Annotated in this window: 18 protein-coding genes; 4 read left to right on the top strand and 14 right to left on the bottom strand. The window is 67.3% G+C overall.

Annotated features, from left to right (window positions below; all coding sequences use genetic code 11):
• Positions 1-34: 34 nt before the first annotated feature.
• From ACTHNC_RS04625 to ACTHNC_RS04600, 6 genes are all read right to left on the bottom strand, one after another.
• Complete coding sequence (locus tag ACTHNC_RS04625; RefSeq protein ID WP_440293426.1) at positions 35-325, bottom strand: addiction module protein; 291 nt, start codon at positions 323-325, stop codon at positions 35-37.
• A gap of 74 nt (positions 326-399) precedes the next feature.
• Positions 400-1,104 (bottom strand): DUF624 domain-containing protein, encoded by a 705-nt coding sequence (locus ACTHNC_RS04620; protein ID WP_440293425.1) that lies wholly within the window; start codon positions 1,102-1,104, stop codon positions 400-402.
• Complete coding sequence (locus tag ACTHNC_RS04615; protein ID WP_440293424.1) at positions 1,101-2,012, bottom strand: carbohydrate ABC transporter permease; 912 nt, start codon at positions 2,010-2,012, stop codon at positions 1,101-1,103. The genes ACTHNC_RS04620 and ACTHNC_RS04615 overlap by 4 nt, the downstream gene beginning before the upstream one ends.
• On the bottom strand, positions 2,012-2,959 hold the full coding sequence (locus ACTHNC_RS04610; RefSeq protein WP_440293423.1) for a carbohydrate ABC transporter permease: 948 nt from the start codon (positions 2,957-2,959) through the stop codon (positions 2,012-2,014). Before ACTHNC_RS04610 ends, ACTHNC_RS04615 begins: the two co-directional genes overlap by 1 nt.
• Before the next feature lie 65 nt (positions 2,960-3,024).
• Positions 3,025-4,311, bottom strand: a complete 1,287-nt coding sequence (locus ACTHNC_RS04605) for an ABC transporter substrate-binding protein (RefSeq protein WP_440293422.1) — start codon at positions 4,309-4,311, stop codon at positions 3,025-3,027.
• A gap of 64 nt (positions 4,312-4,375) precedes the next feature.
• Positions 4,376-5,395, bottom strand: a complete 1,020-nt coding sequence (locus ACTHNC_RS04600) for a hydroxyacid dehydrogenase (protein WP_440293421.1) — start codon at positions 5,393-5,395, stop codon at positions 4,376-4,378.
• Positions 5,396-5,571: 176 nt separating this feature from the next.
• Between ACTHNC_RS04600 and ACTHNC_RS04595 the strand changes: the two genes are divergently transcribed.
• From ACTHNC_RS04595 to ACTHNC_RS04585, 3 genes are read left to right on the top strand one after another with little or no spacing between them, the layout of a single operon-like run.
• The gene (locus tag ACTHNC_RS04595) at positions 5,572-7,515 is read left to right on the top strand and encodes a heparinase II/III domain-containing protein (protein WP_440293420.1); all 1,944 of its coding nucleotides are present in this window, start codon (positions 5,572-5,574) and stop codon (positions 7,513-7,515) included.
• A complete protein-coding gene (locus ACTHNC_RS04590) occupies positions 7,512-8,651 on the top strand; it encodes a substrate-binding domain-containing protein (protein ID WP_440293419.1) in 1,140 nt (379 codons plus the stop codon). Before ACTHNC_RS04595 ends, ACTHNC_RS04590 begins: the two co-directional genes overlap by 4 nt.
• Entirely contained in the window at positions 8,648-10,654 is a 2,007-nt protein-coding gene (locus ACTHNC_RS04585) for a DUF2264 domain-containing protein (protein WP_440293418.1), read from the top strand. The genes ACTHNC_RS04590 and ACTHNC_RS04585 overlap by 4 nt, the downstream gene beginning before the upstream one ends.
• Positions 10,655-10,776: 122 nt before the next feature.
• On the opposite strand, the gene ACTHNC_RS04580 is transcribed toward ACTHNC_RS04585, so the two are convergent.
• From ACTHNC_RS04580 to ACTHNC_RS04545, 8 genes are all read right to left on the bottom strand, one after another.
• Positions 10,777-11,835, bottom strand: coding sequence for a LacI family DNA-binding transcriptional regulator (locus ACTHNC_RS04580; protein WP_440293417.1), 1,059 nt, complete (start codon positions 11,833-11,835; stop codon positions 10,777-10,779).
• Positions 11,836-11,969: 134 nt separating this feature from the next.
• Positions 11,970-12,872 carry a carbohydrate ABC transporter permease gene (locus ACTHNC_RS04575; RefSeq protein ID WP_440293416.1) on the bottom strand — a complete coding sequence of 301 codons (903 nt, stop codon included), beginning with the start codon at positions 12,870-12,872 and terminating at the stop codon, positions 11,970-11,972.
• Positions 12,862-13,785: a carbohydrate ABC transporter permease gene (locus tag ACTHNC_RS04570; protein ID WP_440293415.1), complete on the bottom strand. Its 924-nt coding sequence runs from the start codon at positions 13,783-13,785 to the stop codon at positions 12,862-12,864. Before ACTHNC_RS04570 ends, ACTHNC_RS04575 begins: the two co-directional genes overlap by 11 nt.
• Positions 13,786-13,975: 190 nt before the next feature.
• Positions 13,976-14,707 (bottom strand): cupin domain-containing protein, encoded by a 732-nt coding sequence (locus ACTHNC_RS04565; protein ID WP_440293414.1) that lies wholly within the window; start codon positions 14,705-14,707, stop codon positions 13,976-13,978.
• Positions 14,704-15,888 carry a Gfo/Idh/MocA family protein gene (locus ACTHNC_RS04560; RefSeq protein ID WP_440293413.1) on the bottom strand — a complete coding sequence of 395 codons (1,185 nt, stop codon included), beginning with the start codon at positions 15,886-15,888 and terminating at the stop codon, positions 14,704-14,706. Before ACTHNC_RS04560 ends, ACTHNC_RS04565 begins: the two co-directional genes overlap by 4 nt.
• A 1-nt stretch (position 15,889) precedes the next feature.
• The gene (locus ACTHNC_RS04555) at positions 15,890-16,888 is read right to left on the bottom strand and encodes a PmoA family protein (RefSeq protein WP_440293412.1); all 999 of its coding nucleotides are present in this window, start codon (positions 16,886-16,888) and stop codon (positions 15,890-15,892) included.
• Positions 16,885-18,210: a BNR-4 repeat-containing protein gene (locus ACTHNC_RS04550; RefSeq protein ID WP_440293411.1), complete on the bottom strand. Its 1,326-nt coding sequence runs from the start codon at positions 18,208-18,210 to the stop codon at positions 16,885-16,887. The genes ACTHNC_RS04555 and ACTHNC_RS04550 overlap by 4 nt, the downstream gene beginning before the upstream one ends.
• A gap of 11 nt (positions 18,211-18,221) precedes the next feature.
• Entirely contained in the window at positions 18,222-19,559 is a 1,338-nt protein-coding gene (locus ACTHNC_RS04545) for an ABC transporter substrate-binding protein (RefSeq protein ID WP_440293410.1), read from the bottom strand.
• 123 nt (positions 19,560-19,682) lie between these two features.
• Between ACTHNC_RS04545 and ACTHNC_RS04540 the strand changes: the two genes are divergently transcribed.
• On the top strand, positions 19,683-20,711 hold the full coding sequence (locus tag ACTHNC_RS04540; RefSeq protein ID WP_440293409.1) for a LacI family DNA-binding transcriptional regulator: 1,029 nt from the start codon (positions 19,683-19,685) through the stop codon (positions 20,709-20,711).
• Position 20,712: the final 1 nt, after the last annotated feature.

Here is a 20,712-nt window from a genome sequence, read left to right as displayed (position 1 = left end):
GCGCGTGTGGGCGTAAGCGAGAACGCGCACCTGATCACCACTGACGTAGTACACGATTCGGTACGGGAAGACACTTGCGTCGCGACGCGATGAACGCCCTAGCTTCAGCCACTGTCTCCTGATGGCTCACAACCTCGACCGCACCGCTTTCCACGTCGTCCACACGTCGACGCAATTCGGCACTCCATGCGGCATCGACCGTCGCTTGATCGACCGGAGCCTGGTCTTCATCCAAGACTCGAAGCAGTTCGTATGCCAGATCCGCGATTTGCTCACGCGCCAGCGACTTCGCGCTCGTGAGTACCTCAGCGATGTCGGGTGCCATGCACCGAGTGTACGGCGACCCCCTGACACCACGCATCGCTCGATCGAGCAGGCTCGCACTGACGCAGCACCAACTCAGCCGCGCTCGGCCTCCACTGCACGGTGGAAGGAGTACTGGGCGTTCGCGAACACCGCGTAGAGGAGGATGCCCGGCACGAGTGCGGCGCCCAGCACCGGTTGCAGCAGAACGGCTGCGCCGATCAGCGCGACCATCACGAGTGCGACGACGCTGAAGTACCAGCGCCGCACCGTGAGGTACAGCGCCGCCTTCGCCAGAGCCCGGAGCGACGCGGACTCGAACACGACGAGCCCGGACAGCGTGAACAAGGCGACAGCGACCGAGCCGATTCCGAGCACGGCCAGGAGCGGTCCGAGCAGCGGCGCCCACACCGTTCCAGCGAGTGCGGTCCCGTCGAACAGGGCGATCGCGACCATGAACGCTGTCCCGAGCCCGACGAAGAAGGCCGCCCAGCCGCGCCGGCGATAGCCACGCAGGAACGCGGCGAACGGCCGAGGACGTCCGTCCTCCCGCATCGCCCGGAACACCTCGAACGCGCCGACCAACGACGGCGCGAGCGTGAGCGAGAGAAGCAGGAAGAACGGCCAGGACTGCAGCGAGTCCACCGTGACGAAGAGCATGAACGCCAGCGGGAGGTTGAACACCACGAGGAGCACATCGACCATGAGCAGCGCGTACGCGTAGCCGAAGATCGTCTCCATCGTCTCCTGGCGGAACTGGAAGAACCCACGGCGACGAGTGCCGGGTGCCGTGGCGGTCATCCCTTCATTCCGCTCGTCGCGATGCCGCTGATGAAGTACCGCTGCCCGGCCAGGAAGATGACGAGGATCGGGATGATCGAGATCACCGACCCGGTCATGATCATGGCGTACTGCGCGGAGTACTGGCCGATGAACGATCTCAGTCCGATCTGCACCGTCCACAGCTCGTTGCTGGAGAGGTAGATGAACGGACCCATGTAGTCGTTCCACGTGTTCACGAACGTGAGCAGCGCAAGCGATGCGAGCGCGGGCTTCGACAGCGGCAGGATGATGCGCGCCCAGATCCCGTAGTCGTTGAGCCCGTCGATGCGCGCGGCCTCGTTTAGTTCGTCCGGGATCGTCATGTAGTACTGCCGCATCAGGAACACGCCGAACGCGCCGAAGGCCTGCAGCAGGATGAGCGCGGTGAAGGTGTTCGTCAGGCCCACCTTCTGCATCATCATGTACTGCGGGATCATGTAGGCCTGCCACGGCACCGCGATCGTGGCGATGTAGGCGAGGAACAGGGCATCCCTTCCGGGGAAGCGCACCTTCGAGAACCCGTACGCGGCGAAGCTGCCGGTCAGCACCTGCAGGCAGGTGATCACGACGGCCAGGATCGCCGAGTTCATGAGGTAGCCGGCCATCGGGATCTGCGTCCAGATCTGCTGGTAATTGCTCCACACGAACGTGGACGGGATCCACTGGATCGGAACGCTGAGCACCTCGTTGTCGTGCTTGAACGACGAGGAGAGCATCCAGATGAACGGCAGCAGAACGACCACGAGGAGCACCACGAGCACGACGTACATCGCGATGCGCCCGATGCGGGAACGGATGCGTCGCCCTCCTCGTCCGCGGCGCCCCGCCGACGGATGCGTGCGCTCGGTCTCGAGCTCCTGCGCGAGGTCTGAGGTCAGAGTGGACATCATCGCTCCCTGATCTGCTGGATACGGAACTGGAACACGGTCACGATCAGCACGATCAGGAACAGCACCAGCGAGATGGCGGATGAGTAGCCGAACTGGCCGTTGATGATGCCGTCCTGATAAATGAGCTGGGAGAGCACGAGCGTCGCCCGGCCGGGACCGCCCTGCGTCATCACGAAGATGAGATCGAACACCTTGAAGCTCGACACGCTCAGCAGCACCAGCACGAGGAACGTCGTCGGGCGCAGGGACGGAAGAGTGATGCTCCAGAACTTGCGCCAGCGGCCGGCGCCGTCCATTTCGGCCGCCTCGTAGTACTCGTTCGGAATGGCCTGGAGCCCGGCGAGGAACAGCACCATGTAGTAGCCCATGTCGCGCCACACGCTGGTGATGATCACGGCGGGAAGCGCCCAGGCGGTGCTCGAGGTCCAACCCGGGGCGTTGGCGATGCCGATCGCGTGAAGGAACTGGTTGATCGGTCCGTTCGTCGGGTCGAACAGCATGTTCCACACGATCGCGATGGCCACGAGCGAGGTGATGTACGGGAAGAAGATCGCGACCCGGAAGAACGCGATGCCGCGCAGCTTCTGGTTCAGCAGGATGGCCAGCCCGAGTGAGAACGCGAGCGTCAACGGCACGTGACCCAGCGCGTACAGCAGCGTGTTCCCAAGTGCGACATGGAAGCTGTCGTCGGCGAACAGCCGCACGAAGTTCTTGAAGCCGGCGAAGGTCGGCGGGTTGTAGGCATCCCAGTTCATGAAGGCCAGCACGAAGGCGGCGATCACGGGGACGAGCGTGAAGAGCGCGAAGCCGACGAAGTTCGGCAGGATGAAGCTCCAGCCGACGAGGATGGCGCGGCGACGCATCCTGCGGCTCGCTTTTCGCGGCTTGGCGGGTGCAGGGGCCGAGGGCACGGCCGGCTCTCGGCGTTCGGTGATGGTCGTCATGGTGTCACGTCCTCATGCGATGCGGCCGACGCCGGACGTGATGCCCGGCGCCGACCGTTGCTCGGCTACTGGCCGAGCACTTCCGACTTGACCCGGCTCTCCATCTCGGCGATGCCGTCTTCGACGGACTTGCTGCCGGTCATGATGAGCTGGTGCTCCTGGTTGAGGATGGTGCCGATCGCCGCCGTGTTCGGCGCCACCGGCGCGTCGAGCTTGATGACGTCGGGGTTGAACGCCTTCTTCGACGTCGCATCCTGCGGCATCCCGTCGAGGCCGAAGTAGGCCTTCGTGATGTCGGGGCTGTGGTAGGCGGGCACGATGCCCACCGAGACCACAGCCTTGGCGCCGGCCGGGCTCACCGCGAACTGCAGGAACTTCTTCGCCGCGGCGACGTTCTTCGAGTTCTTGTTGATGCCGAAGCCGGTCGGTCCGCCGTCGGTGGTGATCTTGCCGTTCGCCTTGAGCTGCGGAAGCGGTGCGATGCCCCAGTCCACGTTCGTCGTTCCGGCCTTCTTGTCGGCCAGAAGCGGAGCGATCAGCCAGGTGCCCATCGGGACCATGGCGGCCTGCTGCTTCTCGAAGACGTCCTTGTACTGCACCTGCTGGCTGTTCGCCGTCGCCCAATTCATGGTCGTGCCCGCGCTCTGCATGCCCAGCGTCAGGTTGTACTGGTCCTTCATCCAGCTGTAGCTCGGCGTGTTCAGGTTGTGGCCGGTCTGAGCGGCCGCGATGCCCTGCACCATCGAGTTCCAGGTGTGGATGTAGGCGCCGTACACCTTCGACGCGCCGTCACCCGTTGTGAGCTTCTTGGCGTCTGAGGCGAACTCGTCCCAGGTGAGATTCGTCGGGTCGGAGAGCCCGGCCTTCTTGAACATCGCCTTGTTGTAGTAGAGGACGTTGAAGTCCTGGCGATACGGGATCGCGTACGTCTTGCCGTCGTACTTGTAGTTCGACAGCGCCGGGATCTTGTCGGCGGGCAGTGACTTCGCGATGTCGCTGACGTCGATGAACTGCTTCTTCTGCGCGTAGCCCGAGTAGTCGGTCAGGTTCTTCACCGTGATGATGTCGGTGGTGTCGCCACCGGCGAGCATCGTGGTCACCTTGTCCTCGTAGTTGGCGGCGAGGATGTCGACCGGCTGGATCGTGATGTTCGGGTTCGCCTTCTCGAAGGCGTCGAACAGCGCCTTGAACTCGGGCGTCTGCGCGTAGTTCCAGACCGAGATGCGCAGTGTGGTCTTCGCGCCGTCGGTCGAACCGGACGTCGGGGATGACGAGGATGTGCCCGCGCATCCGGTGAGTCCGAGCGCAAGCGCGGCGGTGATCGCGCCCGCCGCGATCAGAGAGCGTTTCATGAGATGAACTCCTTTGTTATCGGGGACTTGCTGGGTGTTGTGGTGAAGGGAAACGTCTAGGGCGTCACGCGCTCAGCTGTAGGTCTTCGCTGGTGATCTCGTCGACGAGCGGATCGCCCGCCGCGTAGCGCTCGAGCTCGTCGAGCGCGGCATCCGTCATCCGGTGCAGCTCGCTGCCCAGTGAGCCCGCGATGTGCGGGGTGATCATCACGTTGGGCAGGGTGAAAAGAACGGAGTCCGCCGGCAGCGGCTCCGGTTCGGTGACGTCGATGATGGCGTTGATGCGGCCGGTAGCGCAGGCGGCCTCGAGGGCGGCCGTGTCGATCAGACTGCCGCGAGCCGTGTTGATCAGCGTCGCGTGGTCGCGCAGGGCGGCCAGCTGCTCGGCGCCGATCATGTTCTGGGTGGAGGGCAGAGCTGGTGCGTGCAGCGAGAGCACGTCGACCCGCGGCAGCAGCTCCTCGAGCGTGACGAGTTCGGCGCCTGCGGCCTGCACCTCAAGCGGATCCGCGTAGGGGTCTGAGACGAGGCAGGTGACGTCTTCGAGCTGCTGCAGCAGGTCGACGACACGCCGACCGACGCGGCTGAAACCGACGATGCCGATCGTGCGGCCGAGGTTGCTGAGCTCGCCGTAGCGCTCGATGCGCAGGCCGTTGCCGCGTCTCGCCTCGGCATCCGCGGCGATGAACGGCGCCTTCTTGCCCGCGAAGATCACTGCGGCGAGCGTGTACTCCGCGACCGGCACCGAGTTCGCCTCGGCGACCGTTGACGCGCGGATGCCCCGGAGCCAGAACTCGTCGCTGACCTGCGGCCGGATGGTTCCCGCGCAGTGCAGCATCGCCTTGAGGTTCGGCATGCGGTCGAGCCGCTCGCCGGTCAGCCGCGGAGCGCCCCAGCCGGTGAGCAGGACCTCGACGTGCGCGAGCCGCTCGCTCAGCGCCGGGTCGTCGAGGTCGTCGGTGAAGACCGGGTCGGGGACCTCGGCGAGAAGGCGGAGCCTGTCAAGACGCTCGAGATCGAACTGGCTCTCGAACACGTCACGCGCCATCACCACGAGGGCTTCCGGCTTGCGGGTTGGGGTCATTCTCGGCGGGCTCCAGCGAATTCATCGGGATGTGAGGCGTGCGACGGATTCGCATTGCATCGTCGCGATCAACAGTAGATACTCAATCCCGATCGACAACAAACACGACGATCAGACTCGAACAGCAACATACAAATACGAACGAACAAGCCAAGAAGGTAGCAGGGACAGCAAGGATGCTGGAACGATCACGGGTCAGCGATCACGCCACACCTCCGACGGGTGTCGAGGTGGAGCACCACGAGTTCCGCGGCCCGCTGTTCGCGCAGTGGGGCGAGGGGATGCGCGGGCCGGCGCTCGCCGATGCCTTCCGCGGCGTCGGCGTCGCCGAGCTGCGCAGGCGCCTGGGCATCCCGACCGCGGCGGACCGCGCAGCCTGGACAGCCATGGACAGCGTCACGCTCGACGCGGTCGCCGAGCAGGCGCGGGCGGAACGCGGGCAGCCCTGGCCGCAGGCACTGGCATCCGTCTTCGCCCGTTACGTGCGTGACGGCGACCGTCGCCAGTACGAGAAGGCGCTCGACGATCGCATGTACCGCCTGACCCGGGCGGTGGTGACTGCCGCGGCGACGGATGATCCGGCCTGGCTCGACGAGGCCGCCGACGGCGCCGTGCTGATGTGCGAGCTGAGCACCTGGTCGCTTCCTGCGCACGACGACGCGCACGCGCGCCGCGGGTTCGTGATCTCGGATGCCTCCTCCCCCTACGTCGACCTCTGGGCCGGCGAGGTGCTCGCCCAGCTCGCCGTCGCCGACCATGTGCTCGGCGAGCGATGGGATGCCACGTGGCCGGGCATCCGAGAACGCATTCGTCATGAGGCTGAGCAGCGCGTCTTCACGCCGTTCGAGACGCGCGACGACCTCTGGTGGCTCGGCTACTGGCGCGAGGTGAACAACTGGAACCCGTGGATCCTGGGCAACATCGTGCTCGCCGCGGTGCTGCTGGTCGACGACACGGAGCGCCTCGCCCGCATCCTGGACCGGGCGCTGGAAGCGCTGGACCGGTACGTCGCGACCCTGCCCGCCGACGGGGCGATCGACGAGGGCGTCAGCTACTGGTGGCAGGGCGCGGCGCGCATGCTCGAGTTCCTCGACGTCGTGGTGCGGATCACCGATGGCGCGCTGGATGCCGCGGGCATCCCGGTGATCGCCGAATCGCTGCGGTTCCCGATGCGCATGCAGCTCGGCGGCGACTGGTACGTGAATGTGGCCGACGGACGGGCACGCATCGGCGCTCGCGAGCCCTGGCACGTTCCGTTCCGCTGGGGATCCCTGCTGGGCGACGAGCAGGTCGTTTCGTGGGCGAGTGGCGGACGACGCCCAGGCGAGCCCGTCGCGCACGCCGACCGCGGGCTGCCGCGGCTGATGCGAGCGCTGAGCGATACGGCGTGGCGTGACACCGCTCCCAGCGCTCCGCCGCTGCCGACCAGGGTTTGGCTGCCCTCCGTACAGGTGCTCCTGTGCCGGACCGAAGAAGGTAGTACGGCCGGCCTGACGCTCGCCGCGAAGGGCGGCACGAACGACGAGAACCACAACCACAAGGACGTCGGCTCGTTCATCCTCGCCTCCGGCGGGCGACCGCTGCTGGTCGACATCGGCAAGCCGACGTACACCGCGCAGACGTTCAGCGCACAGCGGTACGGCATCCGCGCCATGCAGAGCGGATGGCACAACGCGCCCGCCCCGCGCGGGCTCGAGCAGGGCGAGGGCCCGGCGTTCGCGGCCACGGTGCTGGGTGTCCCCGAGGACGGCCTCGAGCTCGACCTCTCGAGGGCGTACCCGGTGGCGAACGGCGAGGCGTGGACGCGCGCGTTCCGTCTCGTGTCGGCGCAGCGCGCGGAGATCGTGGACACCTGGCGGCTGGACGGAACGGCGGCCAGTGACGTGCACCTCATCGCGGCGGGCTCCGTCGAGGTGCGCGGCGCCGAGGTCGTCGTCACCGCCGACGGACGCAGCATCCGCGTCACCACGGCAGAGGGCGTCGAGCCGACCGCCGAGGTGTGGGAGCTCGACGACCCCGAGCTGATCGACGCGTGGGGGGCGAAGCTGACTCGTCTGACGTACAGGCTCGAGGCATCGGCCGGGTCCCTGACCACCATCGTGGAGGAGGTGCGGCCGTGAGCGGCGGAGACCAGCTGTTCGCGCTGCAGAGGCGCGAACGCATCATGGACGAGATCCGTGAGCACGGGTCGGTGAGCGTGAGCGACGTCGCCACTCGGCTCGGGGTGAGCGAGCTGACGATCCGGCGCGACATCAACGCGCTCGCCCAGCAGGGGCTCGTCACCAGGGTGCACGGCGGCGCCACACTGCGCAGCTCCATCGAACCCGGCCTGGCGCCGGGACTCGCCGGCCACGATCCGACGGTCACGAAGTACACGATCGGTATGGTCGTCCCCTCGCTCGACTACTACTGGCCGCCCATCGTGAACGGCGCGAGGGCGCAGGCGTTGCAGCTGCGTGCGCGGTTGATGCTGCGGGCATCCACCTACGATGTGCGCGACAACCGCAAGCAGGTCGAGGCGCTGCTCAACACGCCGGGCATGCACGGGCTCATCGTGGCCGCTGACCAGTCCGGCGATGAGGGCCTGGAGATGTTGCGCTGGCTCGACTCGCTGCCGGTGCCCGTGGTGCTGGCGGAGCGGCGCATCCGTTCCGCCGCGGGCGTGCACCGGCTCGAGTCCGTGGTGACCGATCACGCGACCGGCGCGGCCGAAGCGGTGCGACACCTGCACGCGTCGGGGCACGAGCGCATCGGCCTGCTCACGCAGTCCGAGTACCCCACGGGGCGCTACGTGCGGCGTGGGTGGCGATCCGCGATCAGGTCGCTGGGCCTGCCGACGGATGGCGTGCAGCTGAACGGCATGCGCTTCGACGCTCCCGGCCGCGAACGCGAGATGGACGACGTGCTCGACCGTTGCAAGAAGTCCGGAACCACGGCCCTCATCGTGCTGCCCGACCCGCAGGCGCTGGCGCTCGAGCAGCACTGCCTGGACCGCGGGATCCGCGTGCCGCAGGATCTCGCGCTCGTCGCCTACGACGACGACGTCGCCAGGTACGGCGACCCGGCCATCACGGCGGTGCGGCCGCCGAAGCAGTTCGTCGGCCGTGAGGCGGTGAACCTGCTGATCGCGCGCCTCGAGGGCGGCGCCAGCCGGCCCGCCCACCGCGTGAAGCTGAGCGCCGAGCTGCACGTGCGCGACTCGTCGCAGCGGCTCGCCACGGAATCCACCCCCATGCCTGAGGAGGCAACCGTATGACACTCGACCGGCCAACCCTCGACCCCGTGGACCTTGATCCGCGGGCCCTCGAGCTGCCGGCAGAGAACCGGGAACTCTCGCCCTTCACAGGCTGGACTCGGGAACACTGGGCGGCCATCGCCGACCACCTTCTGCTGTCGCTGCGGCCGTACTTCACGGCGACCGGGAGCCGGGTCGTGCTGCCGGGCAAGGCGAGCGCGAGCGGGGAGGGCAGCGACGGCTTCGAAGGGTTCGCACGGTCGCTTCTGCTCTACGCGTTCCGCATCGCGGGCGAGAACGGCGCCGATCCGCTCGGCTTCACCTCGTGGTACCGGCGGGGGCTCCTTGCCGGAACCGACCCCGCGAATCCAGAGCGCTGGCCCACTCCGCGCGAGAAGGATCAGGCGAAGGTGGAGGCGGCATCCGTCGCGCTCGCGCTGCAGCTGACCAGGCCGTGGCTCTGGGACACGTTCTCCGCCGGCGAGAAGCAGCAGCTCGTGGACTGGCTGGCGCAGTCGCCAGAGGGCTGGTACCCCGACAACAACTGGCTGTGGTTCCGCCTCACGGTCGAGACGTTCCTGGCGTCGGTGGGCGGCCCGTATGACGTGGAACGCATCACCGCCGACCTGGCCACGATCGAGTCCTACTATCGCGCCGACGGATGGTACGCCGACGGCCGACTGCGCGCCTTCGACTACTACTGCGGCTGGGCCATGCACGTGTATCCGCTGCTGTGGGCGGCATCCGAGGGGTCCGCTGAGCTCGGCGCCGACGCTCTCGAGCCGGTCTTCCGCGGACGGCTCACCGAGTTCCTCGACGACTATGTGCACCTCATCGGCGCCGACGGGCTTCCGGTCTTCCAGGGTCGCAGCCTCATCTACCGATTCGCCACCGCCGCACCGCTCTGGATGGGTGCCATGACCGGCGCAACGAACCTGTCGCCCGGCGCGATCCGGCGGGCGGCGTCCGGGGTGCTCAAGGCGTTCGTGGAACGCGGCGCCATCTCCGCCGAGGGGCTGCTCACGATGGGCTACTTCGGCGAGTGGCCGGCGATGGCGCAGAACTACTCGGGACCTGGGTCTCCGTACTGGGCATCGAAGGGGATGCTCGGGCTCCTGCTGCCGGTGGAGCATCCGGTCTGGCAGTCGGTCGAGGAGCCGCTGCCGGTGGAGGCCTCTGACACACGGCGCCTGATCCGCCCGGCGGGCTGGATCGTCAGCGGAACGGCATCCGACGGCGTCGTGCGCCTGTTCAATCACGGAGCGGACCACGCCGCGAAGGACGACGCCGCCGGCGACTCGCCGATCTATGCGCGCTACGGCTACTCGAACGCGACAGTTCCGCCGCTCATCGGCGCCACGATCGACGATCCGGTGGACAACTCCGCCGGTGCGCTCGACGAGCAGGGCCGGTCCACGCATCGCACCGGGTTCGACCGGGGACTGATCGGCGACGACGGCGTCGCGGCGTACGCCTCCTCCGTCACCCACTCGCACTGGGTCGACTCCAGCGGAGACACCGGACCCGACCACGGATCCGGCCGCAGCGGCGTCGTCACCGACGGCCCGACCCTTCAGACCGCTTCCGTGGTCCGCGGAGCCTGGGAAGTGCGCGCCGTACGGGTCTCGGATGCCGACGGTCGGGCATCCTCGCCGGTCCCGCTGCGCATCAGCGGCTGGCCACTCAGCGGCGACGAGCCCCGCGAGTCGAGCGAGCACGGCGCCGATGGCAGCGCAGCCCGAGCAGAGTCGCACGGGCTCATGGCCGAGCTCGTCCCGCTGACGCCCGGCGCGACGCCGAGTGTGCACGTCGAGGACGGCGCGTCCCCGATCGGTGCCCGCGTCGCGGTTCCGTGGCTGGTCTTCGAGGCGGCACAGCCCGGCGAGACGGTGATCGCGGCGTCCTACCTCGGGCGAGGCCCCGCCGGTGCCACGCCGACCGCGCGCACGTTCACCGCAGGCACGATGACCGAGTTCGAGGTCACTTGGCCCGACGGCACACGCACCGCGGTTGCCCTCCCCTGACACAGCCACCGGCCCCTCCCGCAGGTTGAGTAGGCGGCGCAGCCGCCGCATCGAAACCCGATGACCGCGTTAGGAGGGTTTCGATACGCCGCTTCGCGGCTACTCAACCCGCGGGGAGGGCGTCAGGCGCGGGGCGGGGTGCTGTCGCGCAGCGTGACCTCGCCGCGGATCGCCTGCTGCTCGACCGGCGCCTCTGCTAGCGCCAGCTCGAGTGAACGCTCCCCCAGCTCCCGCAGCGGCAGCGACACCGTGGTGAGCGACGGCACGACGTCCTGCAGCATCTCGATGTCGTCGAACCCCGCGACGGCGATGTCGACGCCGGGCGTCAGCCCACGCTCGCGCATCGCGGTCATCGCGCCAACCGCCATCACGTCGGTGACGGCGAAGACGCATTCGGGGCGGATGCCGGCACCCAGCATCCGGAGCATGTCGCGGTATCCACCCTGCCGCGAGAACCCCCCGGTGAGGACGGATGCTTCGTCCGGCCGAATGTCGTGCTCCGCCAACCCGGCGAGGAAGCCGCGCGTGCGGTCGGCCGACGTCGTCAGACTCGTCGGCCCGGCAAGAACGGCGAAGTCGCGGTACCCGAGCCCGACAAGGGCATCCGCGAGCGCCGCGGCGCCGTCCGCGTTGAGCACAGGGACGGCCCGGAACCCGTTCGCCTGGGCGCCGATCATGGCGACGCGTCCGCCCTGCGCCTCGACGGCCCGCAGCTCGGCGGCGATCGCGGCCTCCGTCTCGTCGTCGACATAACGGCTGCCCACCACGATCACGGCGCTCGGGCGCTGCCCCCGCAACGCGGCGATCGTCTCGACCACGTGCTCGGGCTCCGTGCCCGCCGTGGACATCGTCACGATGAGCCGGTGCCGTGCCGCGGCATCCGCCACCCCTGCCGCGATCGCGGAGAAGTACGGGTCGGCGATGTCGCCGAGCACGAGCGCGACGGTGCGGCTCGTGCCACGGGCGACGGCCTGCGCCTGCACATTGGCCGTGTAGTGCAGCTGCCGAGCGGATGCCTCCACCTTGGCCTTCAGCTGCGGATTGACCGTGCGCGTGCTGCCGTTCAGTGCACGCGACGCCGTCGCCAAGGACACGCCCGCGTGCTTGGCCACGTCGGCGAGCGTGGGGACGGAGCCGTTCCCGCCCGGCTCATGCGATGCGCTGCGGATGTCTGCTGCCACTCCTGCTCCCCTTGGTGTGTCCCTCGATTGTGCCGCACCTCCCCTCGTCACAACCGACTGCCGAGACGGCGGTCGGCGCTGGCGTCGCGGCGAAGGCCAGAAATGGCCTTCGCTCCCAGCTCCAGCGCGCGGCGTTACTTGATGCCGGTGGTGGCGATGCCTCTGATGAGGAAGCGCTGACCGATCAGGAACGCGATGAACACCGGTACGAGTGAGACGACGGACATGGCGAACAGTTGCCCCCAGTTGCCGCCGGTCTGGTTGTCGATGAACTGGCCGAGGGCGACCTGCACGGTCCAGGTGTGCGGCTGGGTCAGGTAGACGATCGGGCCGAAGAACTCGTTCCACATCCAGATGAACGTGAAGATCGTCGTCGTCGCCAGAGCCGGGGTCATGAGCGGCAGGATGACACGGAAGAAGATCCGGGGATGCCCGCATCCGTCGATGCGCGCCGCCTCGTCCAGCTCCCGCGGGATACCGCGGATGAACTGCACCATCAGGAAGATGAAGAACGAGTCGGTGCCCAGCACCTTCGGCAGGATCAGCGGCCAGAACGTGTTCAGCATGTGCACGAACGAGAACATGATGTACTGCGGCACCAACGTCACCTGGAACGGCAGCATGATCGTCAGCAGCATGATCGTGAACGCGACCCGCTTGAACCGGAACTCCAGCCTCGCGAACGCATACGCCGCCAGCGAGCAGGCGAACAGGTTGCCGATCACGGCGCCGAGCACGATGATCAGCGAGTTGCCGAGGTAGAGCCCGAACGGCGAGGACAACGCGTTCCAACCGGCGGTGTAGTTCTGCCAGTCGAAGTGGTTCGGGATGATGCTCGGGTTCGTGAAGATCTCGTTGTTCGGACGAAGCGAGCTGACGACCATCCATAGCAGCGGGTAGATCATCAGGATCGCCGCGGCGATCATGATCACGTGCTTGATCACGCCGCGCACGCTGGCGCGCATGCCACGCGATCGCTCTCGGCCCTTGCGACCCGACGGGACGAGCAGAGCCCTGGTTGCGGTCTCAGTTGTCATAGAACACCCAATACTTCGAGGTGACGAACGTCACGGCCGTGATGATGGCGATGATGATGAACAGCAGCCACGCCATCGCGGAGGCATACCCCATGTCGAACTGGTTGAAGCCCTGCTGGTACAGGTAGAGCGAATAGAACATCGTCGAGTCCGACGGTCCGCCGGTTCCACCTGAGACCACGAACGCCTGCGTGAACGACTGGAACGCGCCGATCAGCTGAAGAATGATGTTGAAGAAGATGATTGGCGACAGCATCGGCAGCGTGATGCTCATGAACCGGCGCCACCTGCCGGCACCGTCGATCGACGCCGCTTCGTAATACATGTCAGGGATCTGCCGCAGCCCGGCCAGGAAGATGATCATCGGCGCACCGAACGTCCACACGTTCAGCAGGATGATCGTGCCCAGCGCCCACTGCGGGTCCGAGATCCAGCCCGGCATGTTGTGCAGCCCGATCAGCCCGAGCACCTGGTTCACGAGGCCGCCCTGGCCGAAGATCTGCCGCCACAGGATGGCCACGGCCACCGAGCTGCCCAGCAGCGACGGCAGGTAGAAGACCGACCGATAGAACGGCAGAGCCCTCATTCCGCGGTCAAGCAGCAACGCGAGTGCCAGGGCCAGGATCAGCTGGATCGGCACCGACACGAACACGTACTCGAACGTGACGCGCAGCGAGTTCAGAAGCCGCGGATCGTGGAACATCCGCACGTAGTTCTGCACGCCGATGAACGACGGCGATTGGATCAGGTTGTAGTTGGTCAACGAGATCCACAGCGAGGCGATCATCGGCCCGGCCGTGATGAAGAGCAGCCCCAAGAGCCACGGCAGCAGGAAGAAGAACGCCGCCTTGTTGTCGCGTTTGCCCGTCGTCTTGGACGACCTGACAGATCGCAGTTCTTCGAAGACGCTCACGCGAGCCCCCTAGTAGTCGACGCTGAGTACGTGGTGCGGATCGCCGTGCGATCCTCTCGAGCAAACCATGCTCGAGATCGGGTTGGACAGTCTTGGAAAGCGCTTCCCCGGAACTGTTGGAGCAACGTTACCTGCGACCTGCGCGATCCGTCAAGCCGAACCAGAAAGCGATTTCTGAGCAAGAGTAGCATCATGATTCGCCGCTCCATACCGTGAGCCGTCCGCACATGCCGAACCGCTCGGCGGAGTCAGCGGCGGTACTGATGCGCGACTCGCGCATGTTGCCGGCGCTCCCGCTCTCGAGCAGCTCGAGTTGTCGCAGTGTGGCGGAGACCTGCGCGGAGGGACCGGCCTCGACGATGGCGCGCCAGTCCGGGATGCGCCCGGCCACGAGCGTGGTCGCGGCCTCGTAGAGGCCGCGGAGCGCACCGTCGAGATCGGTCTCTGCACGGGCGCAGAGCCGGGCGAAGCCGTCGAGTGCGAGATCTCGACGTCGGCGCGCGGCATCCGCCAGCTCCTCCTCGGTGCCGGATGCCGGCAGCGCCGCATGGCGTCGGTAACTCTGCGGGTCTGCGAGGATCTCGGGCGGGAACGTCAGCACCGCGTCGCCTGCCTCCGGCAGCCCGGCGTTCGACATCACCGTGAGGATATCGAGGCCGCCGTCGTCGTTGATGAGCCTGTGAACGGTCCCTGGCGTGAACCACGCAACGGTTCCCGGCTCGAGCTCGGTCGTCGCGAGGCCGTGCGCGCTGAGCGTCTGGACCCGGCCGCGGCCGGCGAGCACGATGTACGCCTCGGATGACGCGGCGTGCAGGTGCGGTGAACCACCGCTCAGTCCGTCGGCGGTCGGCCAGTCGTACACCCTCAGGCGTGAGACGCCGACGCCGCCGGGGAGCCCCGGGACCGCGGCGATGCCACTCATCGCGGGTCGTGCTCCGGCTGTGCGTCCCATGGCGCGCCGTTTCCGGCCATGGTGCGGTAGAAGGGTGATGCGTTGTCGATGTCGCCGGGGTGGATGCGGGTTCCGGTGAACGCGGAGGCGTAGATCCCGGCGATCAGCTCCAGGGTGGTGCGGGCATCCGGCAATGTGACCGGCAACGGTTCACCGTGTTCGATCGCGGTCAGGATCGCGGCGAACTGTGCGGCATGACCGCTCCCGGTCCCGGACGGGCCCTGCGCCCACACGGCCGCGACCTGTTCCTCATGCCCGGGTGCCGGGGTGATTCTCCAGGAGTCGTCGGTGTACCCGTACAGGTGCTCCAACTCCACGGTGGCGTATTCGAAATCGAACCGCAGATAGCTGGTCTCCCGCGGGGAGAGCAGGCTGTTCACCACACTCACCACCGCCCCATTACCCAGCGTGACGATCGCGTGTGAGAGGTCCTCGGTGGCCACGGGGCGGGCTTGTCGTGCGGCGACGGCGACCACCTGCGACCAGGGGCCGAGGATGGAGAGCATGGTGTCCAGCTGGTGGATGCCGTGACCCATCGTGGGACCACCACCCTCGACATCCCACTTCCCCCGCCACGGCACCGCGAAGTACGAGTCCGGCCGGTACCACAGCGTGTTGCACACCCCGCTCAACGGTCGGCCCAGTGCCCCGTCGGCGACCCCGTCCCGCAACCACAGCGCGCGGGATCCGAACCGGTGCTGCGACACCGTCGCAAACCAGGCGCCACCCGCCGCTTCCGCCGCGGCGATCTCATCCAACTCCGCCAACGACAGAGCCGGGGGCTTCTCACTCAGCACGTGGATGCCGCGGCGCAGCGCGGTCACCGCCTGCTGCTTGTGGGAACCGGGCGGGGAACACAGATGAACGATGTCCAGGTCCACCGCCTCCAGCAGCTCCTCCAGCGACGTCGTCCCGATCGGAACATCCCAGGTGTGCTGGAAGTCCCGCACCCGATCCACGTCGATGTCGCACGCACCCACCACCCGAGCACGACCACCCAGGCTCGCGACGGCTCGGGCGTGTGCGGCCGCGATGCCGCCCGTGCCCACGACGCCGACTCGCAACGGCTTCTCCGCGGTGAAGACACGGGATGACGCGCCCGGTGCGAACGCCTCGCCGCGTCGGATCGTCGTGATCTCGCTGTCCGTCATGTCAGTTGACCTCCTCGACAATGGGTGAAGCGATGGCCTCCGCACGCTCGGCCGCGGAACGCGCGGCATCGGCGAGCGCGGACATCCGATCGCCGTCCGCTTCGCGATCGGCGATCGCGACGGCGTAGCGCAGCTCAAAGGTCTCGCCCGGTTCGACGATGCGGACGCGGTCGAAGAACGGCGCGGGGTTGAGGCAGGCGAACGGCTCGGAGCGGGCGAACCACTTCGTGTCCAGGTTCTGCTGTGGCGACAGGTCGGCGAACACGACGGTGGATGCGCCGTCCTCGCCGTCGTGACGGCCGGTGAAGCCGGCCCACTCGGCACGGGTGCCGCGCACATCCTCCCCGCCGACTCCGTTCGAGGCGATGATCGCCCCGCCGGTGAACGAACGGGGTCCGCGCCAGAACAGACCGCCGTAACCGGCGTTCTCCCGGCCCTCGGTGGTCGGCGAGCCCATCTCGATGGGCGCTCCCGAGGCGTTGGTGAGACTCGTGCGCCAGCCGAGCACCCAGGCATCCTCACCCTCGGCTATCGACACGGTCAGCAGGCGACTCTCGGAGAACACGACGTCTCCGACGGAAGCGCCGCTTTGCGCACCGGCCGGCTGCCGATGCCAGGTCAGGTCATGCCCGAATGCCGCCGCGTCGTCGTGCTGCGCGAACACGGTCACCCGGTCGTGGTCCTGCGAGCCGTTGTTGGGCAGCGTGACGTACCCGCCGGCCTCACGTGTGTAGGTCGGTCCGCCCCAGAAGTTGTCGCGTCCCACCACGGGCAGCGCCAGGGTGATGCCCTTGTGCCACACGTGGTCCCACGGACGGAAGACCGTCACGAGCCGACCCGACAACGTGCGCACCGGATGCACGTAGGGACGGGGCGACTCGTACTGCACCTCGTCGGGACGATAGACGTACCGCATCAACGCGACGCCGCCGGCGGACGCCGTGACATCGACGGATCGGTCCAGCTCGCGTCGGAGCACGAGTTCGGTTCGGTCGCTCATCGCTCGATGTTCCCTTCGGAGTTCCGCGGTGTGTCGCGGAGCACGATCTCGCAGCGGTAGTGCTGCGATGCGGTCATCTCGCCACGGAACCAGAGCAGCACGACCCGATCGGGATCGCCGGGCGCAATGATGGGCCGCAGGTTGTCGACGTCCGAGTTCTCGGTGACTGGCGTCCACGCCCAGGTGGCTCCGCCATCCGTCGTTCGGCCGGCGTAGATCTCGTGGTACGCCGTCTCCTTACCCGAGCGAGGGTCGAACGGCGTCGAGACGTAGACGCTGTCGAGGTCGTAGGGGTCGATCGTCGCGAGCCCGGTGTAGTCCTGCTCGTGCGGCAGAAGGCCTGCTCCCGCCTTGCCGAGCGGATGCCGCGACCAGCCGCCGTCTGGCTCCTTGCGCGCGTAGACGAACCGGTGGTCGAGAACCGGGCGCAGGCGGGCGAACTCCTCGTCCGGTCCGGCCGGGTCGTCATCCCCCCGCGCTGTCAGCGTCGCGGCGATCGTGCCGTTCGCCGAGCGACGGATGTCGGATGTCCAGGCGTGCGTCAGCGTCACCCCGTCGAGCTCCTCCCCCGCGGCCAGCACGGTGGTGAGCTCGACCTGCGACGGAGCATCCGTGGCCGGATCGAACAGGTGCTCGTGCACGAGGGACCCATCGGACCGGTGCAGAGCGCCGCCTGCGAAGAAGCCGTGATAGATCGAGTTGTCGTAGTCGCGCGGGTGGTGATCGGTCGTGATCAGGTCGATGCGTTCGCCGCTACCCGCGTACCGCGTATAGCCGTTGACGTACCCGATCTTCGGCCGGGTGAAGATCTTGCCCGCGTACGCCCACGTGTCGCCGTTGTCGTCCGAGACCAGCGCGCACGGGTCGTCGTTCACCGCGCGGCTGAAGCAGTACAGCCGACCCTCGAGTGCGTGCAGGTTGGCGTACGTGACACCGCGCCCACCCGTATACGGCGCCCAGTCGAACACCTGTTCGGGACCCCAACGAGTCGGATCGCCGGGCTCGCTGATCCGCCAGCGCAGCAGGTCGTCCGTCTTGTGCTTCGTGTAGACCGCGAGCCAGCGGCCATCCGCCCGCCGCCACAACGCGGGAACGTCGTGGTCGTCCGCCTCGAACGCCTCGTGCAGTACGACCACCTGCGCCGTTCGCGAACGCAGGTCCACGACGGTCAACTCGACGTTGCCCGCTCGACCTTCACCCCCTGGGCCCTCGGCGACCGCGATCGAGCCGACGACGAGCGTCTGCGTCTCGGGATCGACGATCGCGCGCTCATCCTGAAACCAGCACCAGGCACCGTTGTCGTTGATGACGTATTCGCTCATTGCTTGCCGCGTCACGAGTTGCTGGCCAGCAGGCTCTGCACCTCGGTGCGGAACGCCGCCGCTGCGGCAGCGGGCGTCGCGCGCCCGAAGATCACGTCTTCGGTGTGGCGCTGCGATACGGATGCCACGGTGCTCGTGCCCTTCGGCGGCACCGGGGGCACCCACTTGATCTCGCTCTTGATGTTCTCCAGGTAGTCGACCGCGTTCTGGTCGTACTGCGACAGCAGCGGCTTGATCGCCTTCACGACGGCGGCGCCCACCGGAACGCCCCGCTCCGTGAGCTGGATCTTGTTGGCCGAGATGTCGTTGAGGAAGTAGTTGATCAGTCCGCCCGCCTGCGCCGGGTACTTCGTCTGCGACCCGATCGACCAGTACATCGAAGGCTTGAAGTAGAGGCCGTTCTTCTTCGCGGAGCCGGCGGAGCTCGGTGGACGCAGCAGCACGCATTCGCCGCCGTTGGCGGCCTGGTACGACGTGATCTGCGTGTTCCAGAGCCAGCCGAGAGCAGCCTTGTTCGTTCCGAAGAGAGTCTGCTGCGTGGACGCGACGATGTCGTTCGTGTACTGGTCGGGGGTGAGCGAGCCGCCGGAGGCGAAGAGCTTCTTCACCATGGTGAGCCAGCTCGTCACCGTGTCGACGGTGAAGCCGAGCTTGCCCTTGTTCGTGTACAGCTGCTGGCCGTGCTGGTGCAGCCAGATCTGCAGATCCTGATCGCCGCCGTACCAGTTCGTGCCGGTGAAGGCACCGTTGCTGCCATCGGCGAGCTTCTTGCAGATGCTGAGGTAGTCATCCCACGTCCATGTCTTGTCGTCGGGAACGTCGACGCCCGCCTTCTGGAACAGCGTCTTGTTCGCGCAGATGCTGTACGCGGTCTCGCCGATCGGGATGCCGTAGAGCTTGCCGTTCAGGGTGCCGTCGGCGAGCGACGACTTGACGGGCTTCGTGTCGATGGAGCCGACCGTCGACAGATCGAGCAGCGCGCCGCGGCCGCCGTACTCGGCGATGTATGCCTGGTCCATCTGGATGACGTCGGGCTCGGTCTGCCCCGCGACCTGCGTCGACAGCTTGGTCCAGTAGGTCGGCCACTGGCCCGGCTGCTGGTTCACGGTGATCGCCGGATGCGCCTTGGTGTAGCTCTGCACCATCTTGTTCGTGTTCGCGGTGCGCACCGGGTTGCTCCACCACCCGAAGTTGAGCGTCGCCTTCTTGAATGCGTCGCCTGCTGCCGCGGTGGACGTGGAGCCGGCCTGCGGCGTTGCGGATGTTCCGCATCCGGCCAGCAGAAGCGTCGTCCCGATCCCGGTCAACGCGAGGGCGCCGAATTGACGCCGGGAGAGCTGCTGTGACATGTGTGGCCTCCTTGCCAGAGTTGTGCTTGCCATGCTGCGGTGGAGCGGGCAACCGCTTTCCCGATGTGCGGTCACGCTAGCACAAATAGTGATCGTTCACTACGCGTGTGCAAAACTTGCCGCATGGACGGTAAGGATGCGACGCTCGGCACGGCCAGGCGCAAGCGCGTGACGATCATGCAGGTCGCCGAGCACGCGGGCGTATCGCATCAGACGGTCTCGCGTTACCTCAGGTTCAACGGCGGCCTCAAAGCCGCTACGGTCGAGCGCGTCGAGAAGGCGATCCGCGACCTCGACTATCGACCCGACCTGATCGCCAGGTCGATGCGCACGCGACGCACTAATCGCATCGCGATCGTTCTGCCCGAGCTGACCTACTTCGTCCCCACGCCGTTCCGCGGTGCCGCGGCTGCCGCCCACGCGGCCGGCTATCAGGTCGACGTGGTCAGCCTGGAAGGAGACGAGGCTCGCCGCCGGGAGCGTGTGCTCACCCTGATGGAGAGCGAGCGAGCGGAAGGCATTCTGTCGTTCACGCCGCTCGGCGGAGCGCTCGCGGGGACCGCCGAGCCGTCCGTTCCCCTACTGATCATGGGCGAATACGACGAGAAGATGCGCTCAACGGGCGCTTTCGCCGACGGCGCGTTCGCCAGGGAGGTAGTACAGCACCTCGCCGATCTTGGTCATCGTCGCTTTCTGCACGTGGCCGGAAACCAGGACTGGGCGTCCGCCCGCAACCGTCGAGCCGTCTATGTCGAAACCGTCGAGCGGCTCGGGCTCGAGTCGTACGGCGTGGTCGGCGGCGACTGGTCGGTGCAGTCCGGCTACGAGGCCGCTCGCAACCTGCCCGCCAACTCGGGCGTGACTGCCGTCGTCGCCGCGAACGACTTCGTCGCGTTCGGCGTGATCCGCGGGCTGCAGGACCGCGGCATCAGGGTTCCCGACGAGATCAGTGTCGTGGGGTGGGACAACGAGGAGATCGGGAGGTTCCTCTCCCCCACGCTCACGACCGTGGAGCTCAACCTGGAACTGATCGGGCGCCAGGCCATGCAGGAGCTGATAGCCCGGGTCGAGGATCGCGAGCCGCCCCGCTTCGAACCGCAGGTGATGGGCAGGCTCATCGCACGGGCATCCAGCGGGCCGGCACCCAGTTGAG

This window comes from Humibacter sp. (genome assembly GCF_051954055.1).
Classification (GTDB): domain Bacteria; phylum Actinomycetota; class Actinomycetes; order Actinomycetales; family Microbacteriaceae; genus Humibacter.
This window is presented reverse-complemented; position numbering and strand designations above follow the sequence as displayed.